This window comes from Pseudomonas oryzihabitans, from assembly GCF_007665395.1.
Lineage (GTDB): Bacteria > Pseudomonadota > Gammaproteobacteria > Pseudomonadales > Pseudomonadaceae > Chryseomonas > Chryseomonas psychrotolerans_C.
In genome coordinates, this window is sequence record NZ_VDND01000002.1 from 375,937 (window position 1) to 399,027 (window position 23,091).

At 69.9% G+C, this 23,091-nt stretch carries 24 protein-coding genes and 1 riboswitch; of the genes, 17 read left to right on the forward strand and 7 right to left on the reverse strand.

Annotation, left to right across the window (positions count from 1 at the left end):
* The first annotated feature begins 6 nt into the window (after positions 1-6).
* Positions 7-1,206, forward strand: coding sequence for a mandelate racemase/muconate lactonizing enzyme family protein (locus tag FSV73_RS05620; RefSeq protein WP_145005132.1), 1,200 nt, complete (start codon positions 7-9; stop codon positions 1,204-1,206).
* 5 nt (positions 1,207-1,211) lie between these two features.
* Here FSV73_RS05620 and FSV73_RS05625 read toward each other — a convergent pair whose 3' ends face one another.
* Complete coding sequence (locus FSV73_RS05625) at positions 1,212-1,541, reverse strand: four-helix bundle copper-binding protein (RefSeq protein WP_145005136.1); 330 nt, start codon at positions 1,539-1,541, stop codon at positions 1,212-1,214.
* A 98-nt stretch (positions 1,542-1,639) separates the two neighbouring features.
* Positions 1,640-1,834, forward strand: a riboswitch (cobalamin riboswitch).
* Between the two features lie 93 nt (positions 1,835-1,927).
* On the opposite strand from FSV73_RS05625, the gene cobO reads away from it, so the two are divergent.
* The 11 genes from cobO (at position 1,928) to FSV73_RS05680 (ending at position 12,994) form a co-directional block, all read left to right on the forward strand.
* Entirely contained in the window at positions 1,928-2,554 is a 627-nt protein-coding gene (cobO, locus tag FSV73_RS05630) for a cob(I)yrinic acid a,c-diamide adenosyltransferase (RefSeq protein ID WP_145005139.1), read from the forward strand.
* Positions 2,548-3,846 carry a cobyrinate a,c-diamide synthase gene (locus FSV73_RS05635; RefSeq protein ID WP_145005142.1) on the forward strand — a complete coding sequence of 433 codons (1,299 nt, stop codon included), beginning with the start codon at positions 2,548-2,550 and terminating at the stop codon, positions 3,844-3,846. The genes cobO and FSV73_RS05635 overlap by 7 nt, the downstream gene beginning before the upstream one ends.
* The gene (bluB, locus tag FSV73_RS05640; protein ID WP_145005145.1) at positions 3,843-4,493 is read left to right on the forward strand and encodes a 5,6-dimethylbenzimidazole synthase; all 651 of its coding nucleotides are present in this window, start codon (positions 3,843-3,845) and stop codon (positions 4,491-4,493) included. The genes FSV73_RS05635 and bluB overlap by 4 nt, the downstream gene beginning before the upstream one ends.
* Positions 4,490-5,398, forward strand: coding sequence for an adenosylcobinamide-phosphate synthase CbiB (gene cbiB / locus FSV73_RS05645; RefSeq protein WP_145005148.1), 909 nt, complete (start codon positions 4,490-4,492; stop codon positions 5,396-5,398). Before bluB ends, cbiB begins: the two co-directional genes overlap by 4 nt.
* The gene (gene cobD, locus FSV73_RS05650) at positions 5,391-6,380 is read left to right on the forward strand and encodes a threonine-phosphate decarboxylase CobD (protein ID WP_145005151.1); all 990 of its coding nucleotides are present in this window, start codon (positions 5,391-5,393) and stop codon (positions 6,378-6,380) included. Before cbiB ends, cobD begins: the two co-directional genes overlap by 8 nt.
* A complete protein-coding gene (locus FSV73_RS05655) occupies positions 6,377-7,828 on the forward strand; it encodes a cobyric acid synthase (RefSeq protein WP_145005154.1) in 1,452 nt (483 codons plus the stop codon). The genes cobD and FSV73_RS05655 overlap by 4 nt, the downstream gene beginning before the upstream one ends.
* Complete coding sequence (cobU, locus tag FSV73_RS05660) at positions 7,829-8,350, forward strand: bifunctional adenosylcobinamide kinase/adenosylcobinamide-phosphate guanylyltransferase (protein WP_145005157.1); 522 nt, start codon at positions 7,829-7,831, stop codon at positions 8,348-8,350.
* On the forward strand, positions 8,347-9,405 hold the full coding sequence (gene cobT, locus FSV73_RS05665; protein WP_145005160.1) for a nicotinate-nucleotide--dimethylbenzimidazole phosphoribosyltransferase: 1,059 nt from the start codon (positions 8,347-8,349) through the stop codon (positions 9,403-9,405). The genes cobU and cobT overlap by 4 nt, the downstream gene beginning before the upstream one ends.
* A complete protein-coding gene (locus FSV73_RS05670; RefSeq protein ID WP_145005163.1) occupies positions 9,398-9,949 on the forward strand; it encodes a histidine phosphatase family protein in 552 nt (183 codons plus the stop codon). Before cobT ends, FSV73_RS05670 begins: the two co-directional genes overlap by 8 nt.
* Positions 9,949-10,680: an adenosylcobinamide-GDP ribazoletransferase gene (locus tag FSV73_RS05675; RefSeq protein ID WP_145005166.1), complete on the forward strand. Its 732-nt coding sequence runs from the start codon at positions 9,949-9,951 to the stop codon at positions 10,678-10,680. The genes FSV73_RS05670 and FSV73_RS05675 overlap by 1 nt, the downstream gene beginning before the upstream one ends.
* 160 nt (positions 10,681-10,840) lie before the next feature.
* Positions 10,841-12,994, forward strand: coding sequence for a putative bifunctional diguanylate cyclase/phosphodiesterase (locus FSV73_RS05680; protein ID WP_145005169.1), 2,154 nt, complete (start codon positions 10,841-10,843; stop codon positions 12,992-12,994).
* Here the strand turns inward: FSV73_RS05680 and FSV73_RS05685 are convergent.
* Positions 12,984-13,910, reverse strand: coding sequence for a LysR family transcriptional regulator (locus tag FSV73_RS05685; protein WP_145005172.1), 927 nt, complete (start codon positions 13,908-13,910; stop codon positions 12,984-12,986). The genes FSV73_RS05680 and FSV73_RS05685 overlap by 11 nt on opposite strands.
* 105 nt (positions 13,911-14,015) lie before the next feature.
* Here FSV73_RS05685 and FSV73_RS05690 point away from each other — a divergent pair, with 105 nt between their 5' ends.
* Positions 14,016-15,035: a zinc-dependent alcohol dehydrogenase family protein gene (locus FSV73_RS05690; RefSeq protein ID WP_145005175.1), complete on the forward strand. Its 1,020-nt coding sequence runs from the start codon at positions 14,016-14,018 to the stop codon at positions 15,033-15,035.
* A gap of 58 nt (positions 15,036-15,093) precedes the next feature.
* Here FSV73_RS05690 and FSV73_RS05695 read toward each other — a convergent pair whose 3' ends face one another.
* Positions 15,094-16,401 (reverse strand): OmpP1/FadL family transporter, encoded by a 1,308-nt coding sequence (locus tag FSV73_RS05695; RefSeq protein ID WP_186309166.1) that lies wholly within the window; start codon positions 16,399-16,401, stop codon positions 15,094-15,096.
* Between the two features lie 284 nt (positions 16,402-16,685).
* Here FSV73_RS05695 and rnd point away from each other — a divergent pair, with 284 nt between their 5' ends.
* The 3 genes from rnd to FSV73_RS05710 are packed head-to-tail and all read left to right on the forward strand — an operon-like array spanning position 16,686 to position 19,077.
* Positions 16,686-17,840, forward strand: coding sequence for a ribonuclease D (rnd, locus tag FSV73_RS05700; RefSeq protein WP_145005178.1), 1,155 nt, complete (start codon positions 16,686-16,688; stop codon positions 17,838-17,840).
* Positions 17,837-18,139 (forward strand): YcgL domain-containing protein, encoded by a 303-nt coding sequence (locus tag FSV73_RS05705; RefSeq protein WP_058783728.1) that lies wholly within the window; start codon positions 17,837-17,839, stop codon positions 18,137-18,139. The genes rnd and FSV73_RS05705 overlap by 4 nt, the downstream gene beginning before the upstream one ends.
* Positions 18,136-19,077 carry a D-2-hydroxyacid dehydrogenase gene (locus tag FSV73_RS05710; protein WP_145005181.1) on the forward strand — a complete coding sequence of 314 codons (942 nt, stop codon included), beginning with the start codon at positions 18,136-18,138 and terminating at the stop codon, positions 19,075-19,077. The genes FSV73_RS05705 and FSV73_RS05710 overlap by 4 nt, the downstream gene beginning before the upstream one ends.
* Here the strand turns inward: FSV73_RS05710 and FSV73_RS05715 are convergent.
* Positions 19,062-19,658, reverse strand: coding sequence for a nitroreductase family protein (locus FSV73_RS05715; RefSeq protein ID WP_145005185.1), 597 nt, complete (start codon positions 19,656-19,658; stop codon positions 19,062-19,064). The genes FSV73_RS05710 and FSV73_RS05715 overlap by 16 nt on opposite strands.
* A gap of 136 nt (positions 19,659-19,794) precedes the next feature.
* Here FSV73_RS05715 and FSV73_RS05720 point away from each other — a divergent pair, with 136 nt between their 5' ends.
* Positions 19,795-20,244 (forward strand): YcgN family cysteine cluster protein, encoded by a 450-nt coding sequence (locus FSV73_RS05720; protein ID WP_145005188.1) that lies wholly within the window; start codon positions 19,795-19,797, stop codon positions 20,242-20,244.
* 8 nt (positions 20,245-20,252) lie between these two features.
* On the opposite strand, the gene FSV73_RS05725 is transcribed toward FSV73_RS05720, so the two are convergent.
* From FSV73_RS05725 to ddpC, 3 genes are read right to left on the reverse strand one after another with little or no spacing between them, the layout of a single operon-like run.
* Positions 20,253-21,233, reverse strand: a complete 981-nt coding sequence (locus tag FSV73_RS05725; protein ID WP_145005191.1) for an oligopeptide/dipeptide ABC transporter ATP-binding protein — start codon at positions 21,231-21,233, stop codon at positions 20,253-20,255.
* Positions 21,230-22,213, reverse strand: a complete 984-nt coding sequence (locus FSV73_RS05730) for an ABC transporter ATP-binding protein (RefSeq protein WP_145005194.1) — start codon at positions 22,211-22,213, stop codon at positions 21,230-21,232. The genes FSV73_RS05725 and FSV73_RS05730 overlap by 4 nt, the downstream gene beginning before the upstream one ends.
* Before the next feature lies 1 nt (position 22,214).
* Positions 22,215-23,090, reverse strand: coding sequence for a D,D-dipeptide ABC transporter permease (gene ddpC, locus FSV73_RS05735; RefSeq protein WP_145005196.1), 876 nt, complete (start codon positions 23,088-23,090; stop codon positions 22,215-22,217).
* Position 23,091: the final 1 nt, after the last annotated feature.

Consider the following 23,091-nt stretch of genomic DNA (forward strand, 5'->3'; position numbering starts at 1 on the left):
CACGTCATGCGCATCACCCGCATCGAAACCACGCGGCTGGCCGAATTCCCCAATCTGCTCTGGGTGGAAATCCATACCGACAGCGGCCTGGTCGGTCTCGGCGAGACCTTTCGCGGCGCCGAGGCCGTGGAGGCGCAGATCCATTCGCTGTGCGCGCCGCTGCTGCTGGGACGCGATCCCCTGCAGATCGAAGCCCATAGCCGGGCCCTGTTGCGCGGTTACCTGGGCTTCAACGGCAGCGGCGTGGAGACCCGGGCGGCGTCGGCGCTGGACCTCGCCCTCTGGGACCTGTTCGGCCAGGCCCTGGGCGTGCCCATCCACCAGTTGCTGGGCGGCCGGGTCCACGAGCGGATGCGTGCCTACAACACCTGCGCCAGCCCCCACTTCAACACCGCTGGCGACCAGCGGCGGCTGATCGCCAAGGGCGAGGCCCGGCCGCGCGGCCGCTACGACGACCAGGTGGCCGCGGTGGAGTGCCCGGGCGACCTGGCCCAGAGCCTGGTGGACGAAGGCTTCGCCGCCATGAAGATCTGGCCCTTCGATGCCTTCGCCCTGGCCAGCCACGGCCAGTACCTGTCCAGCGCCGAGTTGCGCCAGGGCCTGGAACCCTTCGCCCGGATCCGCGCGGCGGTGGGCGACGGTATCGCGGTGATGTGTGAATTCCATTCGCTGTGGAATCCCACCTGTGCCTTGCAGATCGCCCGGGAACTCAAGGAATACGGCATTTTCTGGGCCGAGGACCCGATCAAGATGGACCATGTCCAGGGACTCGCGGACTTCCGGCGGCTGGCGGGCATTCCCGTCTGTGGCAGCGAAACCCTGGCCATGCGCGGTGCCTTTCGCGACCTGTTGGCGGCCGACGCCCTGGATTACGTGATGGTGGATCTTTCCTGGTGCGGAGGGCTGAGCGAGGCGCGCAAGATCGCCACCCTGGCCGAGGCCTACCAGAAGCCCATCGCCCCCCACGACTGCACCGGCCCGGTGGTGCTGATGGCCTCCCTGCACCTGGGGCTGGCCTCGCCCAATGCCATCTTCCAGGAAGTGGTGCGGGCCTACCTGGCGGGTTTCTATCGCGACCTGGTGACCGAGTTGCCGGTGCTGGAGCAGGGGTGGCTGCTGCCGCCGACCGCTCCGGGGCTGGGGACCGCCCTGCAACCGGCCCTGCGGCAGCGGCCGGATCGGAGCGGCCGGGTATCCGCGCTCTGAGGGACTCAGGCGGCCATGGCCGCGCAGGCGTTGGCGCAGGCTTCACAGGCCCGGGCGCAGGCCTGGCAGTGCTCGGCCTTGTGCTTGCCGCACTCGGCGGCGCAGGCGCGGCAGGTGGCCAGGCACAGGGCGCAGGCTTCGGCGACGCGGTCGCTGTCGCGTTGCATGAAGCTGGCGGCCAGGCGGCAGGCATCCGCGCAGTCGCGATCCAGGCGGACGCAATCGCGCATCATGTCCAGATTGGCTTCCCCCAGGCAGGCGCTGGCGCAGGTTTCGCAAGCGGCGGCGCAGTCGAGGCAGGCCTTGATGCAGGCGGCGAGAGTGGCATCGGTCATCCGGTAGCTCCTGATGGTTTGAGGGTTCAGGGTGGACCCGGTCGGCGGGCGCCGAGTTCGGGGGCGCGATCGATTGACGCTCTTCCGGCTAGTCCGTACCCTGCGCCCTTGCACGTGGTGCCCCGCTGGAGCCGGGGTGAAACAGGGAAGCCGGTCGAGCCGGCGCTGCCCCCGCAACGGTAGTTGAGCGATAGCGGCGCGATACCCACTGGCCCTGGCCGGGAAGGGGCGCCGCGGATGCCCCAGGGCATCGCCTCACGAGCCCGGAGACCGGCCACGCTTGCGTTCATCTCGGCGATGCGGAGGGCATCGTGCGGTGTCACCCCCTGCCTGGCAGGCGGTGCCTCTGCCCGTGCCTCCGCCGCGCCCGCACCCGGAGCACCGCCATGACCGATACCCCCGAATCCCCCCGCCCCGAGCGCGACGAACGCCACCGTGCGCGCATGGTGCGCAAGAAGGCGGTGATCGACGCGCGCATCGCCGAGGCCCAGGACGAGCGTGGCCTGCTGCTGGTGCACACCGGCATCGGCAAGGGCAAGAGCAGCTCGGCCTTCGGCATGGCGGCGCGCGCCCTCGGCCACGGCATGAAGGTGGGCGTGGTGCAGTTCATCAAGGGGCGCCGCGACACTGGCGAACAACTCTTCTTCAAGCGCTTTCCCGACGAGGTGCGCTACCACGTCATGGGCGAAGGCTTCACCTGGGACACCCAGGATCGCGCCCGCGACCTGCAGTCGGCCGCCGCCGCCTGGGCGGTGGCGGTGGAACTCCTGCGTGACTCGACCATCGGCCTGGTGCTGCTGGACGAACTCAACATCGCCTTCAAGCACGGCTACCTGGAGGTCGACCAGGTGCTGGCCGACCTCGCCGGCCGCCCGGCCCATCAGCACGTAGTGGTGACCGGTCGCGGTGCGCCGCCGGCGCTGGTCGAGGCCGCCGATACCGTGACCGACATGAGCCTGGTCAAGCACGCCTTCCAGGCCGGCGCCCGCGCCCAGCAGGGCATCGAATGGTAGCGGCCGCGCGGCATTGCCCGGCGCTGCTGATCGCCGCGCCGGCGTCCGGCCAGGGCAAGACCAGTGTCACCGCGGCGCTGGCCCGGCTGCATGCGCGGCAGGGGCGGCGGGTGCGGGTGTTCAAGTGCGGACCGGACTTCCTCGATCCGATGATCCTCGCCCGGGCCAGTGGCGCGCCGGTCTATCAGCTCGACCTGTGGATGATCGGCGAGGCCGAGAGCCGACGGCTGCTGTGGGAAGCGGCCGGGGAGGCCGATCTCATCCTGATCGAGGGCGTCATGGGCCTGTTCGATGGCCAGCCCTCGGCGGCCGACCTGGCCGAGCGCTTCGGCGTGCCGGTGCTGGGGGTGATCGACGCCGCCGGCCTGGCGCAGACCTTCGGCGCGCTGGCCTATGGCCTGGCCCACTATCGCCTGAGCCTGCCCTTCGCCGGGGTGCTGGCTAATCGCAGTGGCAGTCCACGGCAGACCCAGTTGATCCGCGGCAGCCTGCCGGAGGGCATGACCTTCTTCGGCAGCCTGCCACGGGATGCCGGCATCGAGTTGCCCAGTCGCCACCTGGGGCTGATCCAGGCCGAGGAGGTCACCGACTTGGATCGTCGTCTCGACGCCGCCGCCGATGCCCTGGCGGCCAGCTCCGCCATCGAATTGCCGCCGCCCGTGGCTTTCGCCGCGCCGGAGCCGACTGCGATCGAGCCCATGCTGGCCGGGGTGCGCATCGGTGTGGCCCGGGATGCGGCCCTGGCCTTCCTCTACCAGGCCAACCTGGATCTGCTGCGCGCCCTGGGCGCCGAACTGCGCTTTTTCTCCGTGCTCGCCAATAGCCAGTTGCCGGAGGTGGACAGCCTCTACCTGCCGGGTGGCTATCCCGAACTGCACCTGCAGGCGCTGTCGAACAATCTGGGCATGCGCGCGGCCATTCGTGCCCACCATGCCGCCGGCAAGCCGATCCTCGCCGAATGCGGCGGCATGCTCTATCTGCTCGACGAGCTGACCGACAAGGCCGGCGAATCGGCCGCCATGCTCGGCCTCCTGCCGGGCAGCGCGCGGATGCAGGCGCGGCTGACCGCCCTGGCGCTGCAGTCGGTGGAATGCGCCCAGGGCACGCTGCGCGGCCACACCTATCACCACTCCGCGCTGGAGTCGCCCGAGACCCCCTGGGCGCGCGGCCTGTGCCCCAATGGCAAGGCCGTGGCCGAAGCGGTCTACCGCGACGGTCGGCTCACCGCCAGCTATATTCACTTCTACATGCCGTCGGCACCCGCCGCGGCTGCCGCGATGTTCAAGCCGTGACTACGACGCCCTATACCCCCGCCGAACAAGCCGCCGTCTACCGAGCCATCGCCGAGCGCCGCGACATGCGCCATTTCTGCGGTGGCGAGGTACCGCCCGAACAACTGGCCCGATTGCTGGGCGCGGCCCACCAGGCCCCCAGCGTCGGGCTGATGCAGCCCTGGCGCTTCCTGCGCATCAGCGATCCGGCCCTGCGCCAGCGCCTGCACGAGCTGGTGGAGGAGGAGCGCCGCGCGACCGCCGACGCCCTCGGCGAACGCAGCGACGACTTCATGAAGCTCAAGGTGCAGGGCATCCTCGACTGCGCCGAGGTGCTGGTCACCGCCCTCATGGACGGCCGCGAAGCCCACGTCTTCGGCCGGCGCACCCTGCCGGAGATGGACCTTGCCTCGCTGTCCTGCGCCATCCAGAATCTCTGGCTGGCGGCGCGCTGCGAAGGCCTGGGCATGGGCTGGGTGTCGCTGTTCGAGCCGGAGGCCGTACGCACCCTGCTGGACATGCCCGAGGGCTCGCAGCCGGCGGCCATCCTCTGCCTCGGGCCGGTCGAGGCCTTCTACCAGCGGCCCATGCTGGAAAAAGAGGGCTGGCGCCAGGGGCGCCCGCTGGAAGAGCTGGTCTTCGAGAATCGCTGGGGCCAGAAACCATGATGCTGGCTTTCGCGGTGGTCTGCGGCATGCTGCTCGATCTGCTGCTCGGCGAACCGCGACGTGCGCATCCCCTGGTGCTGTTCGGCCGCTTCGCCGAGGGCCTGGAAGCCCGCTTCAATCCCGGGGGGCGCGGCTGGCGCAGTCACGGGGTGATGGCCTGGAGCCTGGCGGTGCTGCCCTGGGTGCTGCTCACCGCCTTGCTCTGCCAGATCGGCTGGCTGGCCTGGATCATCCAGCCCCTGGCGCTCTATCTGGCCGTGGGACTGCGCAGCCTGGGCGAGCACGCCGAGCCGGTGGCGCGCGCCCTGCAACGCAACAACCTGCCCGAAGCGCGGCGCCGGGTCGGCTATCTGGTCAGCCGCGAGACCAGCGAGCTGGACGAGACCGCCGTGGCCCGCGCCGCCACCGAGTCGGTGCTGGAAAACGGCAGCGACGCCGTCTTCGCCGCGTTGTTCTGGTTCGCGCTGCTCGGCGCCCCGGGCGTGGTGCTCTATCGCCTGGCCAATACCCTGGATGCCATGTGGGGCTATCGCACCCCGCGCCTGGAGCGTTTCGGCTGGGCCGCGGCGCGCCTGGACGACGTCCTCAACTATATTCCGGCGCGCCTCGTCGCCCTGACCTATGCCGGCCTCGGGCGCTTCTGGAATGCCATCGAATGCTGGCGCACCCAGGCGCCGCTGTGGGACAGCCCCAACGCCGGCCCGGTGATGGCGGCCGGTGCCGGCGCCTTGGGCGTCAGCCTGGGCGGCGCGGCGCGCTATCACGGCGAGTGGCACGAGCGCCCGGTGCTGGGCCGCGGTCCGGCGCCGACCTTCCTGGCCATCACCCGCGCCCTGAAACTGGTGCGGCGGGGCGCCTGGCTATGGACCGCCCTGATCGCCCTGGGAGGGTTGCTGCTTGCTTGAGCATGGCGGCCGCCTCAGACGCGCGGCTCGGACCTACGACATTCCCCTGGCCGACTGGCTGGACCTCTCGACCGGCCTGGCCCCCTGGCCCTGGCCGCTGCCGGAGATTCCCGCCAGCGCCTGGGCGCGCCTGCCGGAGCCCGACGACGGCTTGGTGGAGGCGGCCTGCGCCTGTTACGGCGCTCCCGCAGCCTTGCCGGTGGCCGGCTCCCAGGCCGCCATCCAGGCGCTACCGCAGCTGCGTCCCCCGTCGCGCGTCGCCGTGCTGGCGCCCTGTTACGCCGAGCATGCCCTGGCCTGGCGTCGCGCCGGGCACGAGGTCCTGGAGTGCAGCGAGGCCGAGTTAGCGGCTGGGCTCGAGCGGTTCGACGTCCTGGTGGTGGTCAACCCCAACAACCCCACCGGTGAGCGGCTATCGCCGGCGCGGCTACTGGACTGGCACGCCCGTCTGGAACGCCGTGGCGGCTGGCTGGTGGTGGACGAGGCCTTCATGGATCCCACGCCGGGCGCCAGCCTGGCGGCCTTCAGCGATCTGCCCGGGCTGATCGTGCTGCGCTCCTTCGGCAAGTTCTTCGGCCTGGCTGGGCTGCGCCTGGGCTTCGTGCTCGCCGCGCCGACCCTGCTGGCGCGCCTCGACGAGCACCTCGGCCCCTGGACGGTGAGCGGCCCCAGTCGCTACCTGGCGCAACGCCTGCTGGCCGACCAGCAGGCCCAGCAGCGTCAGCGCGAGGCGCTGCTACAGGCCGGCGAACGGCTCGCGGCGCTGCTGACCGGGCACGGCTTGCCACCCAGTGGTGGCTGCGCCCTGTTCCAGCTGGTCCGGCGCCCGGCGGTGGCGACCTTGCACGAGCAGCTGGCGCGCCAGGCGATCTTTACCCGACTGTTTCCCCAGCTCGATGCCCTGAGGTTCGGCCTGCCAGCCGACGAAGCCGAATGGCAGCGGCTCGACGCCGCCCTGGCGCCTTATCGGAGTTCCCCATGAGTACGTTGATGGTGCAGGGCACCACCTCCGACGCCGGCAAGAGCACCCTGGTGGCCGCGCTGTGCCGCTGGCTCCATCGTCAGGGCGTGGCCGTGGTGCCTTTCAAGCCACAGAACATGGCGCTCAACAGCGCGGTGACCGCCGACGGTGGCGAGATCGGTCGTGCCCAGGCGGTTCAGGCGCAAGCCTGCGGCCTCGTCCCGCACACCGACATGAATCCGGTGCTGCTCAAGCCCAACACCGATGTCGGCGCCCAGGTGATCATCCATGGCCGCGCCGTCACCAGCATGGACGCCAAGGCCTACCACGCCTACAAGCCGGTAGCGCGCGAGGCGGTGCTGGCGTCCCATGGGCGCCTGGCGCGGCAATACCAGGTGGTGCTGGTGGAGGGCGCCGGTTCGCCGGCCGAGATCAACCTGCGCCAGGGCGACATCGCCAACATGGGCTTCGCCGAGGCGGTGGACTGCCCGGTGCTGCTGGTGGCCGACATCGATCGCGGCGGCGTCTTCGCCCATCTGGTCGGCACCCTGGAGCTGCTCGAACCCAGCGAGCAGGCGCGGGTCGCCGGCTTCATCATCAATCGCTTCCGCGGCGACCTGGCCCTCTTGCAACCGGGCCTGGACTGGCTGGAAGCCCGCACCGGCAAGCCGGTGCTCGGCGTGCTGCCCTATCTGCACGACCTGCACCTGGAAGCCGAGGACCGCCTGGCCACCGGCCAGGTGGCCAAGCAGGGGCCGCGCCTGCGGGTGGCGGTGCCGGTCATGCCACGGCTGAGCAATCACACCGATTTCGATCCCCTGCGCCTGCATCCCCAGGTCGAGCTGCTGTTCGTGCGCCAGGGCGAGGCGCTACCCGCGGCGGACCTGATCATCCTCGGCGGCTCCAAGAGCGTGCGCAGCGACCTGGCCTTCCTGCGCGCCCAGGGCTGGGACCAGGCCATCGCCCGGCATCTGAGATACGGCGGGCGGGTGCTGGGCATCTGCGGCGGCTTCCAGATGCTCGGCGAGCGGATCGCCGACCCCCTGGGCCTGGAAGGCGTAGCCGGGGACAGCGCTGGCCTCGGTCTGCTGGCCATGACCACTGAGCTGGCCGCGGAAAAGCAGCTGCGCACGGTCCGCGGACAGCTGTGCGACGGCGCGGCCGAGGTCGTCGGCTACGAGATCCATGCGGGCGTCAGCCAGGGCCCGGCGCTGGAACGGCCGGTGGTACGGTTCGACGACGGCCGGGTCGACGGCAGCCTCAGCGCCGACGGCCAGGTGCTGGGTACCTACCTGCACGGCCTGTTCGAAGCGCCCGCCGCCAGCGTCGCCCTGCTGCGCTGGGCCGGCCTGGCCGAGCCCCAGCAGCTGGACTACCACGCCTTGCGCGAGCGCGATCTGGAGCGCCTGGCCGATCTGGTCGACCACCATTTGGACACCGGGCGCCTGCGCGCCCTCTGCGAGCTCTAGATGCGCGAACTCATCCTCGGTGGCGCGCGCTCCGGCAAGAGCGCCCTGGCCGAGCGCCTGGCCGCCGACTGCGGGCTGGCCGTCACCTACATCGCCACCGCGGGTGGCAGCGATGCCGAACTGGCCCGGCGCATCGAACGCCACGCGGCGCGTCGACCGGCGCACTGGGCGCTGGTGGAAGAACCACTGGCGCTGGCCGAGCGGCTGCAGGCCCTGGCCGCGCCGGACGCCTGCCTGCTGGTCGACTGCCTCACGCTCTGGCTCACCAATCTGCTGTTGCTCGATGATCCGCGACGGCTGGACCAGGCCTGTGCGGCGCTGCTGGACGTGGTGCCGCAACTGCCCGGCCGCGTGATCTTCGTCAGCAACGAGACCGGCCTGGGCGTCGTCCCCCTCGGCGAGCTGACGCGCCGCTACGTCGACGCCGCCGGTGAATTGCACCAGGCCCTGGCCACCCGCTGCGACCGCGTGGTGCTGACCGTGGCCGGGCTCCCCCTGACCCTCAAAGGAACACCGCTATGAGCATGCCCTGGTGGCAAGGACCCTGCCGCCAACCCGATACCGCTGCCGCCGAGGCCGCGCGCGAGCGCCAGACGGTATTGACCAAGCCGAGCGGCTCGCTCGGCGACCTGGAGGCCCTGGCCATCCAGCTGGCCGCCCTGCAGGGCACCCCGCGGCCGCTGCTCGAGCGGACCGCCATCGCCGTCTTCGCCGGTGACCATGGCGTGGTGGAGGAGGGCGTCTCGGCCTATCCCCAGGCGGTCACCGCCGAGATGGTGCGCAACTTCGTCAGCGGCGGGGCGGCCATCAGCGTGCTCGCCCGGCAGCTCGACGCCGCCCTGGAGGTGATCAACCTGGGCACGGTGACGCCCCTGGAACCGCTGCCCGGGGTGGTCGACCTGCCCCTCGGGCGCGGCACCGCCAACTTCACCCTGACCCCGGCCATGACCCATGACCAGTGCCAGGCGGCGCTCCAGGCCGGTCGCGACGCCGTGCTGCGCGCCTGCGCCGGCGGCGCCGACCTGTTCATCGGTGGCGAGATGGGCATCGGCAACACCACCGCCGCCAGTGCCCTGGCCAGCGTGCTGCTGGATACCTCGCCACTGGCCCTGGCCGGCCCGGGGACCGGGCTGGATGCCAGCGGCGTGGCACGCAAGGTGGCGGTCATCCAGCGCGCCCTGCTGCGCCATGGCGAGGCCTTGCAGGACCCCTATGAACTGCTGCGGCGGCTGGGCGGCTTCGAACTGGCCGCCCTGACCGGCGCCTACCTGGCCTGCGCCCAGCAGGGCCTGCCGGCGCTGGTGGACGGCTTCATCTGCTCGGTGGCCGCGCTCTGCGCCCAGCGCCTGCAACCCGCTACCCGGGACTGGCTGCTGTTCGCCCATTGCGGCGCGGAGCCGGGCCATGCCGCGGTGCTGCTGGCCCTTGGTGGCGAGCCCATGCTGGACCTGGGCCTGCGCCTGGGCGAAGGCAGCGGCGCAGCCCTGGCGGTACCGCTGCTGCAACTGGCCTGCCGGCTGCATAGCGAGATGGCCACCTTCGTCGAAGCCAGCGTTTCCAGTCGCGCCGATGACTGACTGCTGGCTGGTGCGCCATGGCGTCACCGAGGGCCCCGAAGGCTTTCGCGGGCGCCTCGATCCGCCGCTGTCGCCGCAGGGCTGGGCGCAACTGCGCGAGGCGGTGGCCGCCCAGCCGGCCTTTGCCCTGATCCTGAGTTCGCCGCAGCAGCGCTGCGCTCCCTTCGCCGAATGGCTGGCGGCGGAGCAGGGCGCCGAGCTGGTGCTGGAGCCGGACCTGCGCGAACTGGATTTCGGCGACTGGGAAGGCCGCAGCGCGGCCGACCTGATGCAGGACCAGGCCGAGGCGCTGGGGCTGTTCTGGGCCGATCCCTACGCCCATACGCCGCCGGGCGGTGAACCGGTGGCGGCCTTCGCCGCACGGGTGCTGGGCGCCGTGGCGCGCTGGCGCCCCCGATTGCAAAGGCAGCGCAGCCTCATCGTCACCCATGGCGGCGTGATCCGCCTGCTGCTGGCGCGCCAGCGCGGCCTGGCGCCCAAGGACCTGCTGCAGGTCGAGGCACCCTACGCGACCTTGCAGGCGCTCTCGCTGGAGCACCCCTGATGCCCTTGCCGCTGCTGATCGCCGTGCAATTCCTCACCCGCCTGCCGGTCCGCCTGCCGGGCTTGCCGCCGCCCGAGGCCGTCGGCCGCTCGGTGCTCTGGTATCCGGCGGTGGGCCTGCTGCTGGGCGCTCTGCTGAGCCTGCTCGCCTGGCTGGGAAGCGCGGGTGGACCCTTCCTGCAGGCGGCACTGGTGCTCAGCGGCTGGGTGATCCTCACCGGTGGCCTGCACCTGGATGGCCTGGCCGACAGCGCCGATGCCTGGATCGGTGGCTACGGCGATCGCGAGCGGACCCTGGCCATCATGAAGGACCCCGCCTGCGGCCCCATGGGGGTGCTGGCCTTGCTGCTGACCCTGCTGCTCAAGTGGAGCGCCCTGGTGGTGCTGCTGCCGCATTCGCTGGCGGCCCTCTGGCTGGCGCCGCTGGCCGGCCGCCTGGCGCTGCCCTGGCTACTGCTGGCCACGCCCTACGTCAGGCCTGGCGGCCTGGGCGAGCTCCTCAGCCGGCACCTGCCGCGCCGGGCGCTCAAGCAGGTCCTGGCGCTGGGCGGCCTTGGCCTGGTCCTGCTGCCCCAGGGACTCATCGCGCTGCTGGTGACCCTGGTGGTCGCGCTCCTCGGGCGGCGGGCCCTGCGCCAGCGCCTGGGGGGCACCACCGGCGACACCGCCGGCGCGCTCCTGGAAATCAGCGAAACCGCGGTACTGGTCGCGCTGGCCCTGGCGCTGGGCTGAAATATCGCCCTAAGCGTGAGTCAGCAGGGATTTTGCGAGCTTCGTCCTTGAACGCCCCGGATTAAACCGTTAAGAAGGCGCGTGGCGGCGCACCGAGCGCAGCCACCTCGGTGTGGGCGGGTCCAAGGGGGAGTCGTCGTCAGCTGGACAAGGAGCCCCAATGCCCGATGCGTCCCAAGGCGCCGGTTCGATCAAGGAAAGCGTCCCCGCGACGCTGCTTCGCCTCAAACCGCGCAGCCTGTTCGCCAAATTCTTCCTGGCGTTCATCCTGGTCGATGCCCTGGGCACCCTGCTGTTCACCCTGAACAGCTACCAGCAGGCCCGTGACACCAGCAGCCAGAGCATCGACTATCGCCTGATGAGCGCGGCCCTGGCGCTGCCCGAGATCGTCGGCGATGACTATCTGGCTCTGTTGCAGGACCCGGCCAAGGCCGATCCCGAGCGCTACCGGCGCATGCTGATCAGCCTCGATCGCTATGCCCGCAAGGCCGGCCTGGCCTCGCTCTACGCCTTCGTCAAGGAAGGCTCGGACATTCGCTTCATCATGGATTCGGCCAGCGAGGAAGAGATCCGCGTCGGCTACTTCGGCGACTATCGCCAGCTGTACGATCAGGCACCCCCGGAACTCGCGGCGGTCTTCATCGATCATCAACCGCGCTTCGCGGAATACCAGGATAACTTTGGCAGTTTCCGTTCCCTGTTCCTGGCCATTCCCGGGCAGGACGGGCAAGCAGTCGTCATAGGGGCGGACATGTTCATGGAAGGAATAGCAGCGGCAGAGCAGTCGGCTCTGCTGGAGTCGCTGCTCATCGGGGCGCTGATCTTCGCCATGGGCGCGCTGGTCAGCCGGATCCTGGCCGGTGCCCTCAATCGCTATCTCGCGCGCCTCGGCCAGGCCACCGAGCGCATCGCCGATGGCGACTACCAGCTCGGCTTGAAGGAAGGGCGCGATCCGGTCGGCCGCCTGGGCCGCGCCATGAACCAGATGGGTGCCGCCCTGGCCGCTCGCGAGCGCCGCATCAGCCAGCTGGCGTTTCGCGACATGCTCACGCGGCTGCCCAACCAGGTACGGCTGGTACTGGAAATCCGCCAGCGCCTCGAACGCGCCGCGGCCGGGCGTTTCGCCGTGCTGCTGCTCGACGTGGCCAACTTCCGCAACATCAACGAACTGCTCGGCCAGGAAGGCGGCGACAAGATCCTGCGCCACCTGGCGCGCCGGTTGCGGGTCGCCGCGCCGGAGGAGAATGGCGTGGCGCGGATCGGCGCCGATACCTTCGTGCTGTTGCTGCCCTGGTTCGACCGCGGCTCGGCGGACGCCGCGCTGCTGTCCCTGCGCAACCTGGTGGAGAAGCCCTTCGTCAGCGGCAACCAGCGCGTCTCCCTGCGCATCACCTTCGGCATCGCCTGCTACCCGGAGCATGGCGGCAGCGCCGAAGCCCTGCTGGCCAATGCCGAGACGGCCCTGCAGGACGCGCGCCGCCAGCAGCTCCCCTATGCCTTCCACGACCCGGACCAGGAACGCCAGCGCCAACTGGGCATCGCCCTGCTCGACGCCCTGGACCTGGCGGTGGACCACGACCAGCTGCGCCTTTACCTGCAACCCAAGATCGGCCTGCCGGATGGCCGCGTCGAGGGTGCCGAGGTACTGATCCGCTGGCAACACCCGGAACTGGGGCTGCTCAAGCCGGACGCCTTCGTCGGCATCGCCGAGCAGAGCCGCAAGATCTGCGACATCACCCTCTGGGTACTGGAACGCTGCATGCATCTGCAGCGCGAGCGCCAGCTGGGGGCGCTCAAGCTCAACGTCAATCTCTCGCTGCTCGACCTCGAGCACCCGGCGTTCATCGGCCGCATCGGCCGGCTGCTGGACGAGACCGGCGCCGTCGCCTGCGGCTTCTGCCTGGAGATCACCGAGTCCCGCGCCATGAGCAATCCGGTGCAGGTGCTCGACTGCCTGCGCCAGCTCAAGGCGATGGGCTTCGAGCTGTCCCTGGACGACTTCGGTGCGGGGCATTCCTCGCTGGCCTGCCTCAGCAGCTTTCCCATCGACGAGCTGAAGATCGATCGCCAGTTCATCGAGCACTGCCACCTGCCGGGCGACCAGGAGGTGATTCGCCTGCTGGTCCAGCTCGGGCAGCTGCGCGGACTGCGGGTGGTGGCCGAAGGGGTGGAGACCCCCGCGGCGCTGCAGGTGCTCACCGACCTGGGGTGCGACCAGATCCAGGGTCAACTGGCCGCCGGTGCCCTGTCGCTGGACGACTTCCAGCAGTGGTACGCCGAGCAGGCGCAGGGCTACTGGCAGCTCAGGGCCTGACGGACGGCGCGGCGAGCAGGGGCGGCAGGCGCTCGACCAGCTCGTCGAGCACCAGGCGGACGCGGAAAGGTAGTTGCCGGGTGTCGGGCCAGACCGCCTGAATCACGATGGGCCGGGCCTGCTCGGCGAAGCTCAGGGCGACCAGCTGGCCCTCGCGCAGGGCCGCGTCGACCAGCCAGTTCGGCAGGCGGGTCACGCCGAGGCCGCGGCAGGCGGCCAGGAGCATGGCGTCGAGATCGTCCAGCAGCAGCCGGGCGGGTGGGCGTACCTCCCGCAGGCGGCCGTTGGCCTCCTCGAAGATCCAGCTCGCGCCCTCGGCACCACGGCTGTAGAGCACGGCTGGGTGGGTCGCCAGCTCGTCGAGGGTACGGGGCGTGCCCTGTCGCGCCAGCCAGGCGGGCGCGGCGCAGACTACCATCAGGTCCTCGCCCAACCGGCGGGCGCGCAGGCCGGGCGTATCGTCCAGCGGGCCGCTGCGGATGGCGAGGTCGACGCCTTCTTCCAGCAGGTCCACCTTGCGATCGTTGAAGGACAGCTCGAACTGCAGCTCCGGCCAGCGCTCGGCCAGCTCCAGCAGAATCGGCGCCAGGCAGCGGCGTCCCAGCAGCACCGGCATGCTCAGCCGCAGGCGGCCCCGCGGCGTCTGGCGGCCGTGGGCCAGCTCGTCCTCGGCGCCCTCCAGCTCGGCCAGGATGCGCAGGCAGCGCTGATAGAACAGCTCGCCCTCCAGGGTCAGGCGCTGGCTGCGCGTGGTGCGCTGGAACAGCGGTACGCCCAGCTGCTCTTCCAGGCGGGCCACGGCCTTGCCCACTGCCGAACGCGAGAGGTGCAGGCGCTGCGCCGCACTGCTGAAGTTGCCCGACTGCACGGCCTGGACGAAGGCGGCGATACCGCCCAGGGAGTCTGCTCGGATCATGGGATTGTCGCTTGGGGTTATTCGATGTTGCGAATTTAACGCGCAACCGGTGCCAGGGGCTATCCAATAAGCTGGTCGTGACTCTCCCAGCGAAAGGAACAGCCCATGCTCCCCACCACCGCCAGGCAATGGCAATTGCACGACTACGGCGCCACCCACCTGCGCCTGGCCGAGGTGCCGCTGCCGGCGCCCGGTCCTCACGAGGTGCTGGTGCGCGTCGCCGCGGTCTCCCTCAACTATCGCGACCGCCTGATCCTGGAGAATGGCATGGGCAGTGCGCTGCGCTTTCCCCTGGTGCCCGGCTCGGACCTGGCCGGCGAGGTGGTGGCCCTGGGTCCGGCGGTGAACCGGGTGCGGCTGGGCCAGCGGGTGATCAACACCTTCTGGCGCGACTGGCTCGACGAGCCCTTGCCTGGCCAGGCGCCCGATGCGGCCTTCGGCAGTGCCGAGCTGCCCGGGGTACTGAGCGAATTCGTCCGGGTGCACGAGGACCATCTCGTCGCCGCGCCCGAGACCCTGGATGCGGTGGGCGCCAGCACCCTGACCTGTGCCGGTCTCACCGCCTGGCACAGCCTGATCGAGGTGGGCCGCTTGCAGGCCGGGCAGTGGGTGCTGGTGCAGGGCAGCGGCGGGGTGGCCCTGTTCGCCGCCCAGCTCGCCCTCAGCCGCGGCGCCCAGGTGGTGCTGACCAGCGCCAGCGCCGCCAAGCGCGAACGTGCCCTGGCCCTGGGTATCCAGCGGGTAGTGGATCGCAACCGGGCCGACTGGGCCGAGCAGGTCTGGCAGGCCACCGGGGGCCGCGGGGTGGACATCGCCGTGGAGCTGGCCGGCGGCGACCTGGGCCGGACCCTGGATGCCTTGGCGCCCGGCGGGACGATCGCCGTGGTCGGGGTACTGGAAGGCTTCCAGTTGCAGGTGCCCTGCGCGCCCCTGTTCGCCAAGCGGGCCCGGCTCCAGGGCGTCGCGGTGGGCAACCGCCGAGCCCTGGAAGACCTGGTGCGCTGGATCGACCGGGCGGGTATCAGCCCGGTCGTGGACGCCGACTACCCCCTGGCCGAACTGCCCGCGGCCCTGGACCATCTGGGCCGTGGTGCCTTCGGCAAGGTGGTGGTACGGCTGGACTGACCAGCCGCCGGAATGCAAGAAGCCGCCTGGCGGCGGCTTCGGTCGCGGACCCCGCTGCTTAGAAGCGATAGGTCAGCTGGGCACCCAGGCCGTGGGCACTGTTGTCGTACTTGGCACTGTAGCCGCCACGCAGGGCATCGGGCGCGCGGTTGACCTTGACGTTGTCTTCCCAGAGGTAGGCATAGGCCACGTCGATGGTCATCTCCTTGGTCGGGGACCAGCCCGCGCCCAGGGAGAAGGTCTTGCGATCACCCACCGGGACGCGCACGTTGCGATCGGCGTTGTCCACCGGCGACGGGTCCAGGGCCATGCCGGCGCGCAGCACCCACTGCGGATTCAGCTGGTAGGCGGCGCCTACCGCATAGGACCAGGTGTCCTTCCAGTTGAATTCCTCGGTGATCTCGCCGAGACGATTGCCCAGCGTCGGCAGGGTGGGGGTGCCTTCGTTTTCCACGGTGATGGACTGCAGGCGGCTCCAGCGCGTCCAGGTCGCCCCGGCGTAAAGTGTCCAGTCGTTGTTCAGGCGATAGGTGAAGGAGGCATCGCTGCTTTCCGGCAGGGTCAGGTTCAGGTTGGCGTCGTACTTGCCATTGAGCCGGGTGAGAATGCTGTTGAGGGTCGGGCTGGCGCTGCCGGCCCCGGTGACCTCGGTATTGCCCTTGAGCTTGTAGCTGACCTTGGAGTGATAGGTCAGGCCGAAGGTCAGGTCGTCGGTGAGGTCGGCCAGGACGCCGACGTTGAAGCCATAGGCGGTATCGTCGCCGTCGATCTTGACCTGGGCATCGCCGCCGCCGAAGGCGTTGGCGGTCAGGTTGCTGTTGAGCTTGCCTTCGATGCGGTTGATGGTCGGACCGAAGCCGATGGAGACCTTATCGGTGATCTTGTAGCTGACGGTGGGCTGCACGGTGATGACTTCCACCTTGCTCGCCTGGCCCTGGTAGCGGCCCTGGAAGGCGTGCTCGTAGTTGCTGATCAGCGCATAGGGGACGTACACCCCCAGGCCGAAGTGCAGGCGGTCATCCACCGGGGTGACGAAGTAGCCGAAGGGCACCACCGAGTTGGGCACCATGTCGCCGTCGTTGCTGCCCGGCACCTGCTGGCCGTTGGCATAACGGGCGTTGACGTCCTTGATGTCGACCTTGGCGTGGATGTAGGCGCCACCCAGGGACACCTCGCGGCCCAGGCGGGACATGCCGGCCGGGTTGCCATAGATGGTCGAGGCGTCCTGCGCGGAGGAAGAGCGTCCGGCGAAGGAGGTCCCCATGCCGCTGACACTCTGTTCGTTGATGGCCAGGCCGTTGGCCAGGGCATAGCCGGAAGCGCTCGAGACGGCCATTGCAAGTAGGGTCAGTTTTATTGTTTTCATGCTCTTGCAGCTCCATTGAAAGGCGAGAAGCGCCTGGCTCCGCGGATCCCCATGTCCGAGTGAGTACCTGCGCACATTCAGCTTTTAGCAGGCCCCGCTTGCGAATACAAAAAAAACTATTCGGTCACGTTTGGTTCGGGGCGGTCAGCCGGCGTTCAGCCGACGAACCGGCCTGCCAAGCCGCTGAACGTCATGCGCCGGGACGTCCGCAAGGCCCTGCGATGGGTCCCGTCGATCTCGCCCGGGTGGCTTATACTGTCGACTCCTACGTTCGGAGTGCGCCCTTGACTTCTGCCCCTCACTGGATCCGCGACGATGCGGCGCTGGCGGCCCTGTGCCAGCGTTGCCAGACCTTGCCCTTCATCGCCCTCGACACCGAATTCATGCGGGTCGACACCTTCTATCCCAAGGCCGGCCTGATCCAGATCGGCGACGGCGAGCAGGCCTACCTGGTCGATCCCCTGTGCATCGGTGACTGGACGTCCTTCGCCGCACTGCTGGAAGACCAGGCGGTGGTCAAGGTGCTGCACGCCTGCAGCGAAGACCTGGAAGTCCTGCTGCGCCTGACCGGCAGCCTGCCGCAACCGCTGTACGACACCCAGCTGGCGGCCGCCTACCTGGGGCTGGCGCACTCCATGGGCTATTCGCGCCTGGTGGCCGAGGTGCTGCAGATCGACCTGCCCAAGGACGAGACCCGCTCCGACTGGCTGCAGCGGCCGCTGACGCCCTTGCAGGAGCGCTATGCGGCGGCTGACGTCACCCACCTGGCCGAGCTCTATCGCCGGCTCGATGCCCGCCTGGACGAGCGCCGCCGCGCCTGGCTGCTGGAGGATGGCGCCGAGCTGGTGGCCAATCTGCGCCGCACCAGCGATCCCTGGGAGGCCTATCGCGAGGTCAAGCTGGCCTGGCGCCTGTCGCGCCAGCAACTGGCCGTGCTGCGGGTGCTCTGCCAGTGGCGCGAGGTCACTGCCCGCGAGCGCGACCAGCCGCGTAACCACGTCCTGCGCGAACGCTCGCTGTGGCCGCTGGCGCGGTTCCAGCCCGATGACAAGCAGGCCCTGGCCCGTATCGACGACATGCACCCGCGTACCGTGCGCCAGGATGGCGATACCCTGCTGGAGCTGATCGCCGAGGGCGCCGCCACCCCCGCCGACCAGTGGCCCGAGCTGCAGTCCGAGCCCTTGCCCCACGAGGTCTCGCCGCTGCTCAAGGCCTTGCGCGCCATCGGTGAGCGGGATGCCGCGGCGCTGGGCATGGCGCCGGAGCTGATGCTGCGCAAGAAGGTGCTCGAGGCCCTGCTGCGCACCGGCTGGCCCGACGGCGACTACCGGCTGCCCGACAACCTCCGCGGTTGGCGCCGCGAACGCTTCGGCCAGGCCCTTCTCGATCACCTGCACGCGCAGCGCAGTACCGCTGCGCCCCTGGAAGACACCCCATGAAATTGCTCTGCTCCATCTACCGCAGCCCGCGCAAGCCGGAAATGTACCTCTATGTCGACAAGCTCAAGGGCCTGACCCGCGTCCCCGAAGGCCTGCTCACGGCTTTCGGGCCCCCGGCGCTGGCCTTCGAGTTCGTGCTGACCCCGGAGCGCAAGCTGGCCCGGGAAGACGTCGCCAAGGTGCTGGAGAACATCGACAAGCAGGGCTACCACCTGCAGATGCCGCCGCCGGAGCTGGAGCGCGACGACTATATCGAGCACCTGCCCGAAGAACTGCTGCGGCTCAACGATCCGCTATGACAGCGGTCCTGCTGCTGGAGGACCAGCCCGACGGCTATCTGGCGGCCTGGCAGCGCCTGGCGCCCGGCCTGGAACTGCTCAGTCCGGCCGACCCGGCCGAGGCGCGGCGCCTGGCTGGGCAGTCGTGCTACTGGCTCGGCCAGCCCGACCGCGCGGCGGCGCTGCTGCGTACGGGCGTCACGCCGCTCTGGCTGCAATCCACCTGGGCCGGCTATGCGCCGCTGCTGGCCGCGGACCTGCCTGACGACTACCGCTTCAGCCGGGCGGTGGGGCTGTTCGGCCAGAGCATCGGCGAATACGTGCTGACCTACCTGCTGCACCACGAACGCCAGGTCGCGCAGCGTCAGCTCAGCCAGCGCCAAGGCCACTGGGATACCCGCGCCCCGGGCACCCTGGCCGGACGGCGCCTGTTGCTGGTCGGGGCAGGGGACATCGGGCAGGACATCGCCCGCCTGTTCGCGCCCTTCGGCATGCGGATCACCGGCGTGGCCCGTAGCCTAAGGTCCGTGCCCGGCTTTGCGCAGGTCGTGACCCTGGCGGAACTGCACACCGCCGCGCGGGACGCGGACGTCGTGGTCAACCTGCTGCCGGACAGTGCCAGCACCCGGGATCTCTATGACGCGGCCTTCTTCGCCGCGCTGCCCGCCGGTGCCCTGTTCATCAATGCCGGGCGGGGCACCAGCGTGGTGGATGCCGATCTGATCGCCGCGCTGCAGAGTGGACACCTCGCCGGTGCGGTGCTGGACGTGTTTCGCCAGGAGCCGCTGCCCCAGGAGCATCCCTTCTGGCGCGCGCCCAACCTGCAACTCACCGCCCATGTCGCCGGACCCACGCCACCGGAGGCCGCGGTACGACTGTTCCTCGACAACCTCCAGCGCCTGCAGCAGGGGCAACCCCTGCGCGGCGCCGTCGATCTCGCCAGTCAGCCGAGGGTATAGGGACCGGCGGCGGCCAGCTCTTCGATCTTCAGGCGGGGGCTGGGCAACTCGCGGCCCTGCAGCGATTCCGGCAGGCTGGCCTTGTCGCCCAGCTTGCCGATGGCCACGGCCAGCTCGACCTTGAACTCGGCCGGTACCTTCAATTCACGCTGGATACCCTCGCGGTCGATGCCGGCCATGCCGTGGGCGTGCCAGCCGGCGTTGGTGGCCTGCAGCGCCAGGTAGGCCCAGGCGGCGCCGGCGTCGAAGCTGTGGCTGGGGAAGGGCACTTCCTCGCCGCTGCCGGCGCGGGTGTGGGTGGTCTTCGACAGGATGATCACCAGCGCCGAGGCCTGCTGGGCCCAGCCGCGGTTGAATTCGGCCAGCAGGCTCAGGAACAGCTCCCAGTGGGCATCGCCGCGCCGGGCATAGAGGAAACGCCAGGGCTGGGCGTTGAAGGCGGACGGCGCCCAGCGCGCGGCCTCGATGAAACCGAGCAGGGTGTCTTCCTCGATCTCGACCGGCGTGAAGGCGCGCGGCGACCAGCGCTGCACGAATTGTTCGTCGACGGGGTATTGGGGGGTACGGCTGCTACTGGTCATGGCTTCACCACGTTGGGAAAGGGGAGTCCCGCACGGTAATCCGGCTGGGCGGAACCGACAAGGGCGCGAACGGTGCTTGGCGCTCGCCGCCGGCGGCACTAGACTGCGCGCCCCGTCCTTTGCCACGACCCCTGCCATGGCCGCCATCACCCAGCCGTTCTGGAAGCGCAAGACCCTCGACCAGCTCGATGCCCAGGAATGGGAATCGCTGTGCGACGGCTGTGGCCTGTGCTGCCTGCAGAAACTGGAAGACGAGGACGACGGCGCCGTCTACTACACGCGCATCGCCTGCAAGCTGCTCGACCTCAAGACCTGCCAGTGCAGCCGCTACGCCGAGCGCACCCGCTTCGTCCCCGATTGCATCCAGCTCACCCCGGCCCAGGCCGACCAGTTCGCCTGGCTGCCGCCCACCTGCGGCTATCGCCTGGTGGCCGAGGGCAAGGACCTGCCCGAATGGCACCCGCTGATCTGCGACGATCCCCAGGCAGTGCACCAGGCCGGCATCTCCCAGTCCGGCCGCATGCTCAGCGAGACCCAGGTGGCCGAGGATGACTGGGAAGACTATCTGATCTTCCGCGCCGGCTGAGCGCCTGCTCAGGCCAGCGCAGCCCTGTCCAGCGGCGAAGCCAGTCCCGCCGCGCGATGGCAGCGTACCTCCACCCCGGTAGCCGGCCGCAATGCCTGTGGCCTTTCACAACCCGCCCCGGCCTGCGGGCAGCGATCCCGAAAGAAGCAGCCACTGGGCAGTACCCGGTTGCCCGGCAACTCGGTGCGCTGGGCGGCAGCGTCGCCGGTCAAGGGCTGGTCCAGGCGCGGCACCGCGTCCAGCAGGAGCCGGGTGTAGGGGTGGCTGGGCCACTCCAGCACCTGCTCCGCGCTGCCCAGCTCGACGATCTGCCCCAGGTACATCACTGCCACCCGATTGGCCAGATGACGCACCACCGAGACGTTGTGGGAGATCAGCACGAAGGTCAGGCCGCGCTCGCGCTGCAGCTGGGCCAGCAGGTTGAGGATCTGCGCCTGCACCGAGATATCCAGCGCCGAGGTCGGTTCGTCGAGGATGATGACGTCCGGATCCGACGACAGCGCCCGGGCGATGGCGATACGCTGGCGCTGGCCGCCGGAGAACTGGTGAGGGTGGCGATCCAGGTACTCGGGGCGAATGCCGACCTGCAGGGCCAGGCGTTCGGCGACGGCGCGCAACTCCTTGGCGGACCTGCGGCCGCGCACCACCAGGGGTTCGGTGATCAGCTTCCACACCGGCAGGCGCGGGTCGAGCGAAGACTGTGGATCCTGGAAGACGATCTGGATATTGCGCTCGCCGCGGGCGGTACCCACCAGGCTGCCGCTTGCCGGTTCCACCAGGCCCATCAGCACCTGGGCGAGGGTGCTCTTGCCACAGCCGGATTCGCCCAGCACGCCCAGGGTTTCGCCAGGGAGCAGCCGCAGGTCGATGCCATTGAGGGCGTGGGCCTGGCCCTTGCTGCGGCCGAGCCAGTCGCGGCCCACCGGATAGCGCACCTCGACGCCCTGGAGTTCCAGCAGCGGCGCGACGGAAGAAGAGGGGGCATTCATAGCAGGGCGTTCTCCGCCTGCAGCCAGCAGGCGCTCTGGTGATCGGGGGTGTCGGTGGGTAGCAGCCCGGGCCGCGTCTCGCAGCGTTCGTGGCGCCGGCCGCAGCGCTCCTTGAAGCTACAGCCGCTGGGCAGCTGGGCCAGGTTGGGCACCTGCCCGGGGATGCTGGCCAGGTCGCTGCCCGGCACCGCCTTCTCCGGCAGGCAGGCCAGCAGGCCTTGGGTATAGGGATGCCGCGGCGCCTGCATCACCGCGGCCGTGGCGCCCTGTTCGACGATACCGCCGGCGTACATCACATAGACGCGGTCGCAGAATTGCGCGACCAGCGCCATGTCGTGGGTGATCAGCAGGATGGCGGTACCCCGGGCCTGCGCCTTCTCGCGGAGCAGCAGCAGGACCTGGCGTTGCACCGTCACGTCCAGCGCCGTGGTCGGCTCGTCGGCGATCAGCAGTTGCGGATCGCAGGAGAAGGCCAGGGCGATCATGATGCGCTGGCGCATGCCGCCGGAGAGCTCGAAGGGATAGCGTTCGAGGATCTGCTCGGGATCGGCGATGTGCATGTCCTTGAGCAACTCGATGGCCTTGGCGCGGGCCTGGGCGGTATCCAAGGGGGTATGGCGGCGAATCACGTCCAGCAGCTGGCGGCCAATGCGCCGGGTCGGGTTGAGCGCGGTCATCGGCTCCTGGAAGATCATCGCCGCCTCGCGACCGCGCACCGCCATCAGCTGGCGCTCGCTCAGCGCCAGCATGTCGTGGCCCACCAGGGTGACGCGGCCGCCGGTGACCCGGTAGCTGTCGCGCGGCAGCAGGCCCAGGGTGAGCATGGCGGTGACCGACTTGCCCGAGCCGGACTCGCCCACCACGCCGACGATCTCGCCGGGCGCCACGCTCAGGCTGACGCCGTTGAGCGCCTTGGCGCTGCTGCGAAAGCCGGGGAATTCCAGGTTCAGCTGGTCGATGTGCAGCACGGGCTGGCCCATGTCATTTGCCCCTTTGGCGAGGATCGAGCAGATCGCGGATGCCATCGCCCAGCAGGTTGAAGCCGATGGCGGTGACCAGGATCGCCAGGCCCGGGAAGGTCGAGTACCACCACTGGTCGAGGATGAAATTGCGGCCGCTGGCGACCATCACCCCCCATTCGGCGGTGGGCGGCTGGGCGCCCAGACCGATGAAGCCCAGCGCCGAGGCCATGAGGATGGCGTTGCCGATGTCCAGGCTGAACTGCACCAGCAGCGGCGGCAGGGCGTTGCGCGCCACGTGCCAGTGCACCAGGTGCCATTTGCCGGCGCCGAAGGTGCGCGCCGCCTGCACATAGGCCAGCTGGCGGATGCTCAGGGTCTGGCCGCGGGCGAGGCGGACATAGAAGGGGATGCGCACCAGGGTGATGGCCAGCATGGCGTTGAACAGGCTGGGCCCGAGGGCGGCGGCCAATGCCATGATCAATACCAGCGAAGGCACCGAGAGGATGATGTCCATCAGGCGCATCATCAGGCGGTCGAAGGCGCCGCCGACGATGCCCGACAGGCAGCCGAGCAGGCCCCCGCTGGCGCAGGCGGCGAAGGCCACGAACAGACCGACGCCCACCGATTGGCGGCTGCCGTAGATCACCCGGCTGAGCAGGTCGCGGCCGACTTCGTCGGTGCCGAACCAGTGCAGGGCGCTCGGCGCCTGCAGGCGGGCGGTCAGTTTCAGGGCGTTGGGTGGGTAGGGCGCGAGCCAGGGCGCGGCGACCATGCACAGCAGCACCAGCAGGGTGATCACCAGGCCGGTGAGCATCAGCGGATTGCGGCGGATGCGCCAGGCCAGCCAGGCGAGTCCTTCCTGCCAGGCCGGCCGCAAAACGGTCAGGGTCGTCATG

Excerpts from the sequence above, each read along its gene's own strand:
- FSV73_RS05620 (WP_145005132.1), top strand. The coding sequence starts at position 7 with ATGCGCATCACCCGCATCGAAACCACGCGGCTGGCCGAATTCCCCAAT.
- FSV73_RS05625 (WP_145005136.1), bottom strand. The coding sequence starts at position 1,541 with ATGACCGATGCCACTCTCGCCGCCTGCATCAAGGCCTGCCTCGACTGC.
- cobO (WP_145005139.1), top strand. The coding sequence starts at position 1,928 with ATGACCGATACCCCCGAATCCCCCCGCCCCGAGCGCGACGAACGCCAC.
- FSV73_RS05635 (WP_145005142.1), top strand. The coding sequence starts at position 2,548 with ATGGTAGCGGCCGCGCGGCATTGCCCGGCGCTGCTGATCGCCGCGCCG.
- cbiB (WP_145005148.1), top strand. The coding sequence starts at position 4,490 with ATGATGCTGGCTTTCGCGGTGGTCTGCGGCATGCTGCTCGATCTGCTG.
- FSV73_RS05655 (WP_145005154.1), top strand. The coding sequence starts at position 6,377 with ATGAGTACGTTGATGGTGCAGGGCACCACCTCCGACGCCGGCAAGAGC.
- cobU (WP_145005157.1), top strand. The coding sequence starts at position 7,829 with ATGCGCGAACTCATCCTCGGTGGCGCGCGCTCCGGCAAGAGCGCCCTG.
- cobT (WP_145005160.1), top strand. The coding sequence starts at position 8,347 with ATGAGCATGCCCTGGTGGCAAGGACCCTGCCGCCAACCCGATACCGCT.
- FSV73_RS05670 (WP_145005163.1), top strand. The coding sequence starts at position 9,398 with ATGACTGACTGCTGGCTGGTGCGCCATGGCGTCACCGAGGGCCCCGAA.
- FSV73_RS05675 (WP_145005166.1), top strand. The coding sequence starts at position 9,949 with ATGCCCTTGCCGCTGCTGATCGCCGTGCAATTCCTCACCCGCCTGCCG.
- FSV73_RS05680 (WP_145005169.1), top strand. The coding sequence starts at position 10,841 with ATGCCCGATGCGTCCCAAGGCGCCGGTTCGATCAAGGAAAGCGTCCCC.
- FSV73_RS05685 (WP_145005172.1), bottom strand. The coding sequence starts at position 13,910 with ATGATCCGAGCAGACTCCCTGGGCGGTATCGCCGCCTTCGTCCAGGCC.
- FSV73_RS05690 (WP_145005175.1), top strand. The coding sequence starts at position 14,016 with ATGCTCCCCACCACCGCCAGGCAATGGCAATTGCACGACTACGGCGCC.
- FSV73_RS05695 (WP_186309166.1), bottom strand. The coding sequence starts at position 16,401 with ATGAAAACAATAAAACTGACCCTACTTGCAATGGCCGTCTCGAGCGCT.
- FSV73_RS05705 (WP_058783728.1), top strand. The coding sequence starts at position 17,837 with ATGAAATTGCTCTGCTCCATCTACCGCAGCCCGCGCAAGCCGGAAATG.
- FSV73_RS05710 (WP_145005181.1), top strand. The coding sequence starts at position 18,136 with ATGACAGCGGTCCTGCTGCTGGAGGACCAGCCCGACGGCTATCTGGCG.
- FSV73_RS05715 (WP_145005185.1), bottom strand. The coding sequence starts at position 19,658 with ATGACCAGTAGCAGCCGTACCCCCCAATACCCCGTCGACGAACAATTC.
- FSV73_RS05720 (WP_145005188.1), top strand. The coding sequence starts at position 19,795 with ATGGCCGCCATCACCCAGCCGTTCTGGAAGCGCAAGACCCTCGACCAG.
- FSV73_RS05725 (WP_145005191.1), bottom strand. The coding sequence starts at position 21,233 with ATGAATGCCCCCTCTTCTTCCGTCGCGCCGCTGCTGGAACTCCAGGGC.
- FSV73_RS05730 (WP_145005194.1), bottom strand. The coding sequence starts at position 22,213 with ATGGGCCAGCCCGTGCTGCACATCGACCAGCTGAACCTGGAATTCCCC.
- ddpC (WP_145005196.1), bottom strand. The coding sequence starts at position 23,090 with ATGACGACCCTGACCGTTTTGCGGCCGGCCTGGCAGGAAGGACTCGCC.